Origin of the sequence: Streptomyces solicamelliae (assembly GCF_045348655.1) — a bacterium.
GTDB lineage: Bacteria > Actinomycetota > Actinomycetes > Streptomycetales > Streptomycetaceae > Streptomyces > Streptomyces solicamelliae.
The window spans coordinates 5,603,855-5,617,643 of record NZ_CP160404.1 but is presented as its reverse complement, the minus strand read 5'-3'; the positions used below and the strand labels follow the sequence as shown (position 1 = coordinate 5,617,643).

Here is a 13,789-nt window from a genome sequence, read left to right as displayed (position 1 = left end):
CCCCGTGTGAAGGCCCCCGGCACCCGGTGCCGGGGGCCTTCGCGCACCCCGGCCCGGTGTGACGTTCGCCGCTCCGGCCCACGGGACTGGGCAGCCTGGTTACCCGCAAGTAGCATGGGGGGAGCAAGCGCGCGCTTAGTCCCGCGCGCCGCAGCAGTGCCATCCCGCACCCTGGAGGAGAGCCATCGTGCCTCGTACCGTCAGGGACGTCGTCTTCGTCGACGGCGTCCGCACCCCGTTCGGCAAGGCGGGCCCGAAGGGCATCTACCACGAGACCCGCGCCGACGACCTCGTCGTGAAGGCCATCCGGGAGCTGCTGCGCCGCAACCCGGACCTCGACCCCGCGAAGATCGACGAGGTCGCCATCGCCGCGACCACGCAGATCGGCGACCAGGGTCTGACCATCGGCCGCACCGCCGGCATCCTCGCCGGGCTGCCGCAGTCGGTTCCGGGCTACTCGATCGACCGCATGTGCGCCGGCGCCCTGACGGCCGTCACCGCCGTCGCGGGCGGCGTGGCCTTCGGCGCGTACGACATCGCCGTCGCCGGCGGTGTCGAGCACATGGGCCGCCACCCGATGGGCGAGGGCGTCGACCCGAACCCGCGCTTCGTGTCGGAGAAGCTCGTCGACGAGTCCGCCCTGTTCATGGGCATGACCGCCGAGAACCTGCACGACCGCTACCCGACCATCACCAAGCAGCGCGCCGACGAGTACGCCGTGCGCTCGCAGGAGAAGGCGGCCAAGGCGTACGCGGACGGCAAGATCCAGCAGGACCTGGTGCCGATCTCCGTCCGCCGCACCAGCGCCGACGCCGGCGAGACCGGCTGGGGCCTGGTCACCGCCGACGAGCCGATGCGTCCGGGCACCACGCTGGAGAGCCTGGCCGGCCTCAAGACGCCGTTCCGCGTCCACGGCCGCGTCACCGCCGGCAACGCCGCGGGCCTGAACGACGGCGCCACCGCCTCGCTCATCGCCTCCGAGGACTTCGCCCGGGAGAACAACCTCCCGGTCAAGATGCGCCTGGTGTCGTACTCCTTCGCCGGTGTCGAGCCCGAGGTCATGGGCTACGGCCCGATCCCGGCCACCGAGAAGGCCCTCGCCCAGGCCGGTCTGTCGATCTCCGACATCGGTCTGTTCGAGATCAACGAGGCCTTCGCCGTGCAGGTGCTGGCCTTCCTGGAGCACTACGGCATCGCCGACGACGACGCCCGCGTCAACCAGTACGGCGGCGCCATCGCGTTCGGTCACCCGCTGGCCTCCTCCGGCGTCCGTCTGATGACGCAGCTGGCCCGCCAGTTCGAGGAGCAGCCGGAGGTCCGCTACGGCCTCACCACGATGTGCGTCGGCTTCGGCATGGGCGCCACCGTGATCTGGGAGAACCCGCACCACAAGGACGCCGGAGGCAACAAGTGAGCACCACCGCAGAGCTCCTGAAGGGCGCGGCCGAGCTGTTCCCGGACGAGGTCGTCACCTCCGCCCACGTGCGGCACTTCGAGCTGCCGTTCGGCGCGGGCCGCTTCGCGCTGATCACGCTGGACAACGGCTTCGACCACACCAAGCCGACCACCTTCGGCCCGCAGTCCCTCGCCAACCTGAACACGGCGATCGACCAGGTCGAGGCGGAGGCCGCGAACGGCGAGATCGTCGGCGTCGGCCTCACCGGCAAGCCGTTCATCTTCGCCGTCGGCGCCGACCTCAAGGGCGTCGAGCTGCTCAAGCAGCACTCCGACGCGCTCGCCATCGGCAAGGGCGGCCACGACGTCTTCAAGCGTCTCTCGGCCCTCGCCGTCCCGACCTTCGCGTACTACAACGGCGCGGCCATGGGCGGCGGCGTCGAGGTCGGCCTGCACTGCACCTACCGCACCGTCTCCAAGGCGCTGCCGGCGTTCTCGCTGCCCGAGGTCTTCCTCGGCCTCGTCCCCGGCTGGGGCGGCTGCGCGATCCTGCCGAACCTGATCGGCGCGGAGAAGGCCGTCCAGGTCATCATCGAGAACTCGCTGAACCAGAACCGCCAGCTCAAGGGCAAGCAGGTCTTCGAGCTCGGCATCGCCGACGCGATCTTCGAGGGCGCGGACTTCCTGGAGCAGTCGCTGCTCTGGACCGCCCGGGTCCTCAAGGGCGACGTCACCGTCGAGCGCCCGGAGATCGACCGCGGCGAGGCCTGGGACCAGGCCGTCGCCAAGGGCCGCTTCGTCGCCGACTCCAAGGTGCACGGCGCCGCTCCGGCCGCCTACCGCGCCCTGGAGATCATCGAGGCCGCCAAGGACGGCGACCTCCAGAAGGGCTTCGACGCCGAGGACCAGGCCCTCGCGGACCTGATCATGGGCGGCGAGCTCCGGGCCGGCATCTACGCCTTCAACCTGGTGCAGAAGCGCGGCAAGCGCCCGGCCGGCGCGCCGGACAAGTCGCTGGCCCGCCCGGTCACCAAGGTCGGCGTCGTCGGCGCCGGTCTGATGGCCTCGCAGCTGGCCCTCCTCTTCCTGCGCCGCCTCGAGGTGCCGGTGGTCCTCACCGACATCGACCAGGAGCGCGTCGACAAGGGTGTGGGCTACGTCCACGCCGAGATCGACAAGCTGCTCGGCAAGCGCCGCATCAACCAGGACAAGGCCAACCGCCTGAAGGCCCTGGTCACCGGTGTCCTGGACAAGGCCGAGGGCTTCGCGGACGCGGACTTCATCATCGAGGCCGTGTTCGAGGAGATGAGCGTCAAGCAGAAGGTGTTCGCCGAGGTCGAGGCGGTCGCCCCGGCGCACGCGATCCTCGCCACCAACACCTCCTCGCTGTCGGTGTCGGAGATGGCCTCCAAGCTCCAGCACCCGGAGCGCGTGGTCGGCTTCCACTTCTTCAACCCGGTCGCGATCCTCCCGCTGCTCGAGATCGTCCGCGGCGAGAAGACCGACGACGCCTCGCTGGCCACGGCCTTCGGCGTCGCGAAGAAGCTGAAGAAGACCGCGGTCCTCACCAAGGACGCCCCGGCGTTCGTCGTGAACCGCATCCTCACCCGCTTCATGGGCGAGATCCAGAACGTCATCGACGAGGGCACCCCGGTGGCCACGGCGGAGAAGGCGGTCGAGCCGCTCGGCCTGCCGATGTCCCCGCTGGTCCTCCTGGAGCTCGTCGGCCCGGCGATCGGTCTGCACGTCTCCGAGACCCTGAACCGCGCCTTCCCGGAGCGCTTCAAGGTCTCCCCCAACCTGAAGGCGGTCGTCGAGGCCGGCAAGCGCGGCTTCTACACCTACGACTCCGGCAAGCCGGAGCTCGACCCGGAGGTCGCCGCCCTCCTCAAGCAGGGCGACGTCGTCCTGACGGAGGAGCAGGTCCGCGACCGCGTCCTGGACGCGGTGGCGCAGGAGATCGGCCTGATGCTGGAGGAGGGTGTCGTCGCCGAGGCGCAGGACATCGACCTCTGCCTCATCACCGGTGCCGGCTGGCCCTTCCACCTGGGCGGCATCACGCCGTACCTGGACCGCGAGGGCGTCTCGGAGCGCGCCAACGGCAAGCGCTTCCTGGCCCAGGGCGTGGCGAGCGTCCCGGCGTAACACCCGGTCACACGCACGCCGGTGGCCCGCATCCCACGAGGGGGTGCGGGCCACCGGCCGTTCGGCGGAGAGGTCAGCCGGGCTCGACGCGCACGGTCACCCGGCCGACCAGAACACGGTGGTCGGAGCTGCCTATACTGCACGATCTACAGGAGCCTGCGGATCCTGAGCCCCGGGGGGGTACAGGGTTCCCCAATGCCCGACCGGGCCACGATTCGAGGACTCACCACACCATGACCCAGGACATACGCACGCCCGAAACCCGCAGCGAGCGCGGGGAGTCCTCCTCCCGCGGGCGGGGGCGGAAGAAGCGGCGGGCCGGGACGATCGTGCTGCTCGTGCTGCTCGCCCTCGTGCTCGCCGCCGGTGGCGGGCTGTACTGGATGTACAGCAGCCTCGACTCGAACATCAAGGGCGTCGACATCGACAAGGCGCTCGGTGACAACCGGCCGCAGAAGCTGCCGACCGCCGGGCAGAATCTGCTGGTGCTCGGGTCCGACTCGCGGGCCGGGGCCAACGGGGACATCGCGGGCGGCAACGTCGGCGGGGCCCGGTCGGACACCGCGCTCGTGGTGCACATCCCCGAGGGCCGCACCGAGGCCGTGGCCGTCAGCATCCCCCGCGACACGCTCGTGACCCGGCCCGAGTGCACCCGCGCGAACGGCGAGGCCGCGCCGTCCGCACAGCGCGTGATGTTCAACTCCGTGTACGCGCAGTACGGCCCGGCCTGTGTGGTCAAGACCGTCGAGGCGATGTCCGGCGTCCGGCTCGACCACTACCTCGAGATCGACTTCGCCGGGTTCAAGGACCTCGTCGACACCATCGGCGGCGTCACCATCGACGTCAAGGAGCCGATCAAGGACGGCGCCAGCGGGCTCGACCTGGAGGCCGGTCCGCAGAAGCTGGACGGCACCCAGTCGCTCGCGTACGTGCGCACCCGGCACGGCGTCGGCGACGGCAGCGACCTCGGGCGCATCGGCCTCCAGCAGCAGTTCCTGATGGCCCTGCTCAGCGAGGTCAAGCGGCAGGACCTGCTGGGCAGCCCGGCCAAGGCGTACGAGATCGCCGGCTCCGCCACCAAGGCGCTCACCACCGACTCCGGGCTGGCCTCCCTGAAGTCGCTCAGCGAGTTCGCGCAGAGCATGCAGGGCGTCGACCCGCAGAACATGGAGACGATCATGCTGCCGGTCGCGTACGACAAGAAGGACCCGAACCGCGTCGTGGCCCACGAGCCGAACGCCTCCGCGCTGTGGAAGGCGATCCGGGAGGACGCGGAGATCCCCGAGTCCGCCAAGAAGTCGCCCGCCACGGGCGGTTGATCGCCCCGGTGCACGACGCGGCCCCGGAACTCATGGAGTTCCGGGGCCGCTTGCGTCGTACAGGGCGTCAGGCGCGGGTCCACTCCTCGAGGGCCAGGCCCGACTCGTCCTTCTGGCGCGTCACCAGCAGGCCGCCGTCCTCGGCGAGCGCCGCCAGGACGATGCGGCCGCGGCCGTCCAGGCACAGGGCCGGGGCGCCGGTCGTGACCGGGCCGGTCAGGGTCCAGTCGAGTCCGGCGTCCTCGTGCTCCGTCGGGTACGCGGCGAGCGCGACCCGGCCCGAGGCGTCCCGCTGGGCCAGCAGGGTGCAGTCGACGCCGTCGACCGGGGTGCGCAGCAGGGCGACCGGGCCGGTGCCCGTGGCGCCGCCGAGGGACCGCGGGCCGGTGTCCGGGCGCCAGGCGATCACCTCGCCGGAGTGCGCGTCGCGCCAGAAGCGGGTGACGCCCGTGGCGCCGGTGCGCAGCGCGGTGAACGTGCCGTCGGCGACCGCCGCCCCGGCGAGGTCCTCGTCGAGCCGGGGGAAGACCGCGCCCGCGGCGTCCTGGCTCCAGCGCAGCACGTGGCCGGCACTGGGCGCGAACACGTCGATGTGACCGGCCTCGTTGACGGTGGCGCCGAGGGTCCCGGTGACGTCGCTGCCCTTGAGGTCGGCCCACTTGGGCTGCCAGCGCACCGGGTTCTGGCTGCGGGAGCTGACGCCGCCCCCCGCGTTGTTGAGGAACACGTGCAGCGAACCGGCCTCGTCCACGAAGGTGACCGGCACGCCCATCTGGGCGGCGAAGTGCTTGACCCGGGCCACCGGGTACGGGTTGGCGAGCGGATGCCAGTCGCGCATCGGGCGGCCGGTCTGGTACTGCACGCCGTACACGACGTCCACGTCGAGCAGCCCGTCCGCGCCGGGCAGCCGGCGCAGACCGGTCAGGAACACATAGCCCTCGGTGCTCTGCACGATCGAGAGGTACGGCACCAGGCCGGGCGCGGGCAGCACGTCGGGGGCGCTCCAGCCGGGCCCCCCGGCGACGCTCTCGGTCCAGCGCAGCACGCCGCCGTCGACGGGCGCGTACGCGGTGAGCCGGCCGTCCTTGCCGCGGAGCAGCCAGTTGACCGTGGCCGGGAGCGGGGTCTCCGTGGGGACCCCGGGCTTCAGACCCTCGACGCTCGCGCCGGGCGGACCGCCGGGAGCTCCGGGTGCGGAACCGGACCGCCGCTGTTCGGCTTTCCGCCCCTGTGACCTGCGCGGGGACCACCCTGCCATGGTCTGCCGACCACCTTCCCTGACACCCTTGAAATCCTGGCGACAATAACATTGGCTCCATGGCCGAGCCGATCCGCCCCATGATCGTCGTCGACGGCGCGAACGTCGTCGGCTCCGTGCCCGACGGCTGGTGGCGCGACCGCCGCGGCGCCGCCGAGCGACTGCGCGACGCACTCGCCGGCCGGGCCGACGGCGGCGTCGCCGATGTGGCCGGTCCGGTGGAGCTGGTGCTGGTCGTGGAGGGCGCGGCGCGGGGCGTGGAGTCGGTGCCGGGAGTACGGGTGGAGTCCGCGCCGGGCAGCGGCGACGACCTGATCGTGGAGCTCGCTCGGCAGGCGGAGCGCGACGGTCGGCCGTGCGTCGTGATCACGGCCGACCGGGAGCTGCGGGAGCGGGTGGAACGGCACGGCGCGCGGTGCCTGGGCCCGCGCGCCGTACGGGGCCGCTGAGCGGCCCGGGGATCAGCGTCCCTGTCAGTACTCCGCGCCGCGGCCCAGCTTGCCGAGCCGGCTGTGCTGACGGCCGTACAGGAAGTACACGACGATGCCGATGAGCATCCACACGCCGAACCGGAACCAGGTCTCGCCCGGCAGGTTCAGCATCAGCCACAGCGAGGCGGCGATGGACAGGATCGGCAGCACCGGCACCCACGGGGTGCGGAAGGCACGGTGCAGGTCGGGGCGGGTGCGGCGGAGCACCATCACGCCGATGGCGACCACCACGAAGGCGAACAGGGTGCCGATGTTCACCAGCGTCGCCAGCTCGTTGATGCTGGTGAAGCCGGACACGATCGCGATGATCACACCCAGCAGGATGGTCGGCCGGTACGGGGTGCGGAACTTCGGGTGGGTGATGGAGAAGAACCGCGGCAGCAGCCCGTCCCGGCTCATCGCGAAGAACACGCGGGTCTGGCCGAGCAGCAGGATCAGACAGACCGTGGTGAGGCCGACGGCGGCGCCGAAGCTGATCACGCCCGCGTAGAAGGGGTGGCCGACCGCCTTGAAGGCGTCGGCGAGCGGGGCGCTGACGGACAGTTCCGTGTAGTGCTGCATACCGGTGACGACGAGGGCGACCGCCACGTACAGGACGGTGCAGATGAGCAGCGAGCCGAGGATGCCGCGGGGCATGTCGCGCTGCGGCAGCTTGGTCTCCTCGGCGGCGGTGGCCACCACGTCGAAGCCGATGAAGGCGAAGAAGACGACGGACGCGGCGGTGAAGATGCCCATCACGCCGAAGTTGGTGGGCTCGTAGCCGAACATCAGCTGGACCAGGGGGGCGTCCTGCCAGCCGGCGCCGCCCTCCGGGGTCACCGCGGGCGGGATGAAGGGCTCGTAGTTGTCGCCCACGATGAAGAACAGACCCGCGATGATCACGATCATCACGACCGTGACCTTGATCGCCACGACGAGCGCGGTGATCCGTGCGGACAGCTTCATGCCGACGACCAGGATCGCGGTCAGCACCAGGACCAGCAGGAAGGCGAGGATGTCGAACGTGCCGCCCGGTGCGTCCGGTCCTTCGAGTGCCGCTGGTAGATGCCAGTCGACGTTGTCCATCAGGGACCGTACGTAGCCGGACCAGCCGACCGCGACCACCGCCGTGCCGAGCGCGAACTCGAGCACCAGGTCCCAGCCGATGATCCAGGCGGGCAGCTCGCCGATGGAGGCGTACGCGAAGGTGTACGCCGATCCGGCCACCGGGACCGTCGAGGCGAACTCCGCGTAGCACAGGGCGGCCAGCGCGCAGACGATGCCGGCGGCGACGAAGGCCAGCGCGGTGGCGGGTCCGGCGTTCTCCTTGGCCACCTTGCCGGTGAGCACGAAGATGCCGGTGCCGATGATGACACCGACGCCGAAGACGGTCAGATCCCATGCCGACAGGGATTTCTTGAGTGCGTGCTCGGGTTCCTCGGTGTCCCTGATCGACTGCTCGACCGTTTTGGTCCGGAACAGCGACTGGTTCCCGTTCCCGTTCGACTGCTGGTCCACGCTCACCGGCGTACCTCCGTACCCATGGCCGTACGCCCATGATCGAGGCAGACCGCCGTACGCGCGCGCCGAGCTGAGCCCCATTCACACGAACGGGCCGGTCGACACTCCCCTGGGGGAGCCCGACCGGCCCAATGCGCGGGCGCGGGAGGTCAGTCGCGCGCGGGTTCCACGGCGGCCTCGGCGGCGTCGGTGTCGTACCTGCCGTCCAGGCGCGAGACCAGGCCGGTGACCTGGCGGGCGATGTCCGGGGCGGTCAGCCCGATCTCGGCCATGACCTCGGCGCGCGACGCGTGGTCGAGGAACTGCGGCGGGATGCCGAAGTCGCGCAGCGGCACGTCCACGCCCGCGTCGCGCAGCGCCTGCGCGACGGCCGAGCCGACGCCGCCGACGCGGCTGTTGTCCTCGACGGTGACGACCACGCGGTGCCGCGCGGCCAGCGGGGCCATGGCCTCGTCGACCGGCTTGACCCAGCGGGGGTCGACGACGGTGGTGGAGATGCCCTGCTTGTCGAGCAGGTCGGCGATCTCCAGGCACATCGGCGCGAGCGCGCCGACCGAGACGAGCAGCACGTCGGCCTTCTCGCCGCCGGTCTCGCGCAGCACGTCCATGCCGCCGATCCGGCGTACGGCCGGTACGGCGGGGCCGACGGCGCCCTTGGAGAAGCGGACGACGGTCGGGGCGTCGGTGACCTCGACGGCCTCGCGCAGCTGGGCGCGGACCTGCTCGGCGTCGCGCGGGGCGGCGAGCCGCAGTCCGGGCACGACCTGAAGGATCGACATGTCCCACATGCCGTTGTGGGAGGCGCCGTCGGTGCCGGTGACGCCGGCCCGGTCGAGGACGAAGGTGACGCCGCACCTGTGCAGCGCCACGTCCATCAGGACCTGGTCGAAGGCGCGGTTGAGGAAGGTCGCGTACACCGCGAAGACGGGGTGCAGCCCGCCGGTGGCGAGACCGGCCGCGGAGACCGCGCCGTGCTGCTCGGCGATGCCGACGTCGAAGACCCGCTCGGGGAACGCCTTGGCGAACCGGTCCAGGCCGACCGGCTGGAGCATGGCGGCGGTGATCGCGACGATGTCCTCGCGCTCCTTGCCGAGCTCGACCATCTCGTCGGCGAAGACGCCGGTCCAGTCGGCGCCGGAGGCCGAGATCGGCAGACCGGTGTCCGGGTGGATCTTGCCGACGGCGTGGAAGCGGTCGGCCTCGTCGGAGAGCGCGGGCTGGTAGCCGCGGCCCTTCTGGGTGATGCAGTGGACGATCACCGGGCCGCCGAAGCGCTTGGCGCGGGTGAGCGCCGACTCCAGGGCCTCCATGTCGTGGCCGTCGATGGGGCCGACGTACTTCAGGCCGAGGTCCTCGAACATGCCCTGCGGGGCGATGAAGTCCTTCAGGCCCTTCTTCGCGCCGTGCAGCGTCTCGTACAGCGGCTTCCCGACGACCGGGGTGCGCTCCAGGATGTCCTTGCCGCGGGCGAGGAAGCGCTCGTAGCCGTCGGTGGTGCGCAGGGTCGCCAGGTGGTTGGCGAGGCCGCCGATGGTGGGGGCGTAGGAGCGCTCGTTGTCGTTGACGACGATGACCAGCGGGCGGTCCTTCGCGTCGGCGATGTTGTTGAGCGCCTCCCAGGCCATGCCGCCGGTGAGGGCGCCGTCGCCGATGACGGCGACGACGTGGTCGTCCTTCTTCAGGATCTGGTTGGCCTTCGCGAGGCCGTCGGCCCAGCCGAGGACGGTCGAGGCGTGCGAGTTCTCGATGACGTCGTGCTCGGACTCGGCCTGCGAGGGGTAGCCGGACAGGCCGCCCTTCATCTTCAGCCGGGAGAAGTCCTGGCGGCCCGTGAGCAGCTTGTGCACGTAGCTCTGGTGGCCGGTGTCCCACAGGACCCGGTCCTTCGGGGAGTCGAAGACGCGGTGCAGGGCGATGGTCAGCTCGACCACACCGAGGTTGGGGCCGAGGTGGCCGCCGGTCTTGGAGACGGCGTCCACGAGAAACGTCCTGATCTCCGCGGCCAGCTGCTCCAGCTGTTCCGGCGAGAGCCGGTCCAGATCGCGCGGCTCCTTGATACGGGTCAGCAATGCCACCCGTGCCTCCTTGCGTTTGAGCTGGTCGAAGCTTGCCGATTTTGTCGAGTCTAATGTTCCGCCCGGACGCCGGGGTCTCCGGGCCGGAGGTTCCGTGCCACTCGGGTGGCCGACACGCCGGTGCCCCGGGCGGCGACCCCACTGGTCCGGACGCAGCAGTGCCCGGCGCCGGTTCGCGGCGCCGGGACACTGTGGGGTTTGTTACGTGGTGCCTGCCGCTATGCGCGACCGGCGGTCTTCTGGGTACGGCGGGAGACCGAGTCGATCACGACGGCGGCGAGCAGCACCGCGCCGGTGATCATGTACTGGATCTCGTTGGCCATGCCGATCATGTTCAGGCCCTGCTGGATCGACTGGATCACGATCATGCCCAGGAGTGCCGACCAGACCTTGCCGCGGCCGCCGAAGAGGCTGGTGCCGCCGATGACGGCCGCCGCGATCACCAGCATCAGGGTGTTGCCGGAGCCGAGGCTCTTCGTGGCGCCGCCGGAGAGGCTGGCGACGAACAGGCCGCCGAAGGCCGCGAGCATGCCGGAGAGACCGAAGACGATGATCCGGACCCGGTCGACGTTGATGCCGGCGCGGCGGGCCGCCTCGGCGCTGCCGCCGACCGCGAAGACCTTGCGGCCGAACAGGGTGCGGCGGGCGACGAAGTCGGCGATCACCAGGACGGCCAGGAAGAGGACCAGGGCGAGCGGCAGGCCGCGGGCGCCCTCGGGCTCGTTCAGGATGTAGGCGCCGGCGAAGCAGAGGACCGCGACGACGCCGGTGCGCAGCACGATCTCACCGGCCGGGCGGGCCGGCAGGGCGGCCGCGCGGCGACGCTTCGAGTCGAGGAGCAGCGAGACGGCGTACGCGAGGACGGCGACCGCGGCCAGGCCGTACCCGGCGGCCTTGTCCTCGAAGTAGTACTGGGTGAGGTTCTCCACGATCGAGCCGCTGGGGGCGTTGATCGAGCCTTCCTTGCCCATCAGCCAGATCTGCAGACCGCTCCAGCCGAGGAAGCCGGCGAGGGTGACCACGAAGGCCGGGACGCCGATCTTCGCGAAGAAGAACCCGTGCAGCAGGCCGATGACCAGGCCGGAGGCGACCGCGAGCAGCACGGCCAGCAGGTCGTTCATGCCGTTGGTGACGCTGAGGACGGCCCAGACGGCCGCGCCGACGCCCGCGACGGAGCCCATCGACAGGTCGATCTCGCCCAGGATCAGGACGAAGACGATGCCGACGGCCATGATGCCGAGGCCGGAGGAGTACACCGCGATGTTGGCGACGGAGCTCGCGGAGAGGAAGTTGGCGTTCTGGGCCTGGAAGACGATCGCGATGACGATCAGGCCGAGGACGACGGGTAGCGAGCCGAGTTCGCCGCCGCGGATCTTGCGGGTGAACTCGGTCAGGTACCCCTTGAGGCCCTCCTCGCGGACGAGGAGGCGCGGGTCGACGGCCGGCACGGGGGCGGCGGCGCGGTGCGACGGGGCAGCCTTCTTGGTGACGCTCACAGGACGTCCCCCTTCGCGGCCGTGCGGGCCTGCCGACGGGTCACGGCGTTGTCCGTGGCGCCCGTGATGGCGGCGATGATCGTCTCGTGGGAGGTCTGGGCGACCGGGAAGACGCCGTTGTTGCGGCCGAGGCGCAGCACGGCGACCTTGTCGGCGACGGCGCGCACGTCGGCCATGTTGTGGCTGATGAGGATGACTCCGTGGCCGCGCTCGCGCAGCCGCTCCACGAGGTCGAGCACCTGTGCGGTCTGCTCGACGCCGAGGGCGGCGGTGGGCTCGTCCAGGATGACGATCTTCGGGTCGCCGATCAGGGCGCGGGCGATGGCCACGACCTGCCGCTGGCCGCCGGAGAGGGCGGCGACGGGTATGCGGACCGACGGGATCCGGATGGACAGGGTGTCCAGGAGCTCACGGGCCCGCTTCTCCATCGCGATCTCGTCGAGGACGGAGGCGGAGCGCAGTTCGCTGCCGAGGAAGAGGTTGGCGACCACGTCGAGGTTGTCGCAGAGCGCGAGGTCCTGGTAGACGGTGGCGACGCCGAGGTCCGAGGAGTCGTGGGGCCTGGTGATCTGGACCGGGCGGCCCTCCCACTCGATGACGCCCTCGTCGATCGGGTGGACGCCCGAGATCGTCTTGACGAGGGTCGACTTGCCGGCGCCGTTGTCGCCCACGAGGGCGACGACTTCTCCGGCATGGATCTCCAGATCGACGTCGGTGAGCACCTGGACGGCGCCGAACCGCTTGGAGACCCCGCGCAACGCCAGCACGGGCGTAGCGGACACGTGAATCATCTCCTTGCCGCCTGACCGGCGGGGATGAGGGGTGCTGAGGGGGGTGCGAGTCCGGCGGCCCCGCCCCCGCTTGCGGGGCGATGAACGGGGCGGGGTCCGCCGGACCGGTATGAGGGGGACGGGCTTACTTGATGCCGGCCGCGTCGCAGGCCGCCTTGTAGTCGGCGGTGCAGATCTCGGCGGCCTTGTAGACACCGTCGGCGACGATCGTGGAGGCGATGTTCTCCTTGGTCACGATCTGCGCGTCGTACAGCCGGGCCGGGATGTCCTTGAACTCGCCGGTGAGGCTGGTGACCTTGGTGGGCGTGTAGGCCGCGATGTCCTTGCCCTTGAGGAGGGCGACCGCGATCTCGGCGGTGGTCTCGGCCTCGGGCTTGATCTGCTTGTAGATGGTGAAGGACTGGTCGCCCTTCAGGATCCGCTGCAGACCCGCGAGTTCGGCGTCCTGGCCGCCGACCGGGACCTTGATGCCCTGCTTGGACAGGGCGGTGATGATGCCGCCGGCCATGCCGTCGTTGGCCGAGTACACGCCCTGGAAGCCGGTCTTGCCCAGCGAGTCGATGGCGGCGCCCATCTTCTTGTTGGCCTCGTCCGGGGACCAGTCCGGGATGTCCTGCTCGTAGACGACCTTCTTGACCTGGCCGTCGAGGACGCTGTGGGCGCCCTTCTTGAACAGCGGCGCGTTCGGGTCGGTCGGCGAGCCGTTGATCATGACAACGTTGGCTTCCTTGGCCTTGGCGCCGAGCGCCTTGACCAGACCCTCGCCCTGGAGGCGGCCGATCTTCTCGTTGTCGTAGGAGACGTAGGCGGAGATCGGGCCCTCGGCCAGACGGTCGTACGCGACGACCTTGACGCCCTTCTTCTCGGCCTGCTGGACCCAGGACTTGGTGGCCTTGTAGTCGACCGAGTCCAGGATGATCACCTTGACGCCCTGGGTGACGAGGGCGTCGAACTGCTTCTTCTGGGTCTCGGTGTCCTGCGCGGCGTTGTTGTACTTGACCTCGCACTCGGCGCAGAGAGCCTTGATCTTCGCCTCGATGATCGGGCGGTCGAAGGTCTCGTAGCGCGTGGTCTTGTTCTCGGGGAGCAGCAGGCCGATGGTCTTGCCGTCGCCCTTGTCCTCCGCAGCACCGTCGCCGCCCGCCTTGCCGCAGGCGGAGAGGGCGAGGGCCATGGATACGGCGGCCGTGCCTATGACGACGCGGCGCGTCATTCCGTTCATGTGGGGTTGCCTCCCTGACGAGGCCGCGTCCTTGCGGCCGAGGTGGCTCGAAGTCAACTCGGCCGCAGTCCCGGCGTCAAGAAGTGAAACCTTAACG

Annotated in this window: 10 protein-coding genes; 4 read left to right on the top strand and 6 right to left on the bottom strand. The window is 70.6% G+C overall.

What is annotated here, in order from left to right; genetic code table 11:
• The first annotated feature begins 187 nt into the window (after positions 1-187).
• From ABZO31_RS25920 to ABZO31_RS25910, 3 genes are all read left to right on the top strand, one after another.
• The gene (locus ABZO31_RS25920; protein ID WP_406863686.1) at positions 188-1,414 is read left to right on the top strand and encodes a thiolase family protein; all 1,227 of its coding nucleotides are present in this window, start codon (positions 188-190) and stop codon (positions 1,412-1,414) included.
• Positions 1,411-3,540 (top strand): 3-hydroxyacyl-CoA dehydrogenase NAD-binding domain-containing protein, encoded by a 2,130-nt coding sequence (locus ABZO31_RS25915; protein ID WP_406863685.1) that lies wholly within the window; start codon positions 1,411-1,413, stop codon positions 3,538-3,540. The genes ABZO31_RS25920 and ABZO31_RS25915 overlap by 4 nt, the downstream gene beginning before the upstream one ends.
• 233 nt (positions 3,541-3,773) lie before the next feature.
• Positions 3,774-4,859: an LCP family protein gene (locus ABZO31_RS25910; protein ID WP_406863684.1), complete on the top strand. Its 1,086-nt coding sequence runs from the start codon at positions 3,774-3,776 to the stop codon at positions 4,857-4,859.
• Positions 4,860-4,926: 67 nt separating this feature from the next.
• Here ABZO31_RS25910 and ABZO31_RS25905 read toward each other — a convergent pair whose 3' ends face one another.
• Complete coding sequence (locus tag ABZO31_RS25905; protein WP_406863683.1) at positions 4,927-6,117, bottom strand: hypothetical protein; 1,191 nt, start codon at positions 6,115-6,117, stop codon at positions 4,927-4,929.
• A 59-nt stretch (positions 6,118-6,176) separates the two neighbouring features.
• Here ABZO31_RS25905 and ABZO31_RS25900 point away from each other — a divergent pair, with 59 nt between their 5' ends.
• Entirely contained in the window at positions 6,177-6,566 is a 390-nt protein-coding gene (locus ABZO31_RS25900; RefSeq protein ID WP_406863682.1) for an NTP pyrophosphohydrolase, read from the top strand.
• Positions 6,567-6,590: 24 nt separating this feature from the next.
• Here the strand turns inward: ABZO31_RS25900 and ABZO31_RS25895 are convergent, their stop codons facing one another.
• The 5 genes from ABZO31_RS25895 to ABZO31_RS25875 all read right to left on the bottom strand — a co-directional run bounded on the left by ABZO31_RS25895 (position 6,591) and on the right by ABZO31_RS25875 (position 13,692).
• Positions 6,591-8,111: an amino acid permease gene (locus ABZO31_RS25895; RefSeq protein WP_406863681.1), complete on the bottom strand. Its 1,521-nt coding sequence runs from the start codon at positions 8,109-8,111 to the stop codon at positions 6,591-6,593.
• Positions 8,112-8,257: 146 nt separating this feature from the next.
• The gene (dxs, locus tag ABZO31_RS25890) at positions 8,258-10,183 is read right to left on the bottom strand and encodes a 1-deoxy-D-xylulose-5-phosphate synthase (RefSeq protein WP_406863680.1); all 1,926 of its coding nucleotides are present in this window, start codon (positions 10,181-10,183) and stop codon (positions 8,258-8,260) included.
• A 218-nt stretch (positions 10,184-10,401) separates the two neighbouring features.
• Complete coding sequence (locus tag ABZO31_RS25885) at positions 10,402-11,679, bottom strand: sugar ABC transporter permease (protein ID WP_406863679.1); 1,278 nt, start codon at positions 11,677-11,679, stop codon at positions 10,402-10,404.
• Positions 11,676-12,470 (bottom strand): ATP-binding cassette domain-containing protein, encoded by a 795-nt coding sequence (locus ABZO31_RS25880; RefSeq protein ID WP_406863678.1) that lies wholly within the window; start codon positions 12,468-12,470, stop codon positions 11,676-11,678. The genes ABZO31_RS25885 and ABZO31_RS25880 overlap by 4 nt, the downstream gene beginning before the upstream one ends.
• 124 nt (positions 12,471-12,594) lie before the next feature.
• Entirely contained in the window at positions 12,595-13,692 is a 1,098-nt protein-coding gene (locus ABZO31_RS25875) for a sugar ABC transporter substrate-binding protein (RefSeq protein WP_406863677.1), read from the bottom strand.
• Between the last annotated feature and the right edge of the window lie 97 nt (positions 13,693-13,789).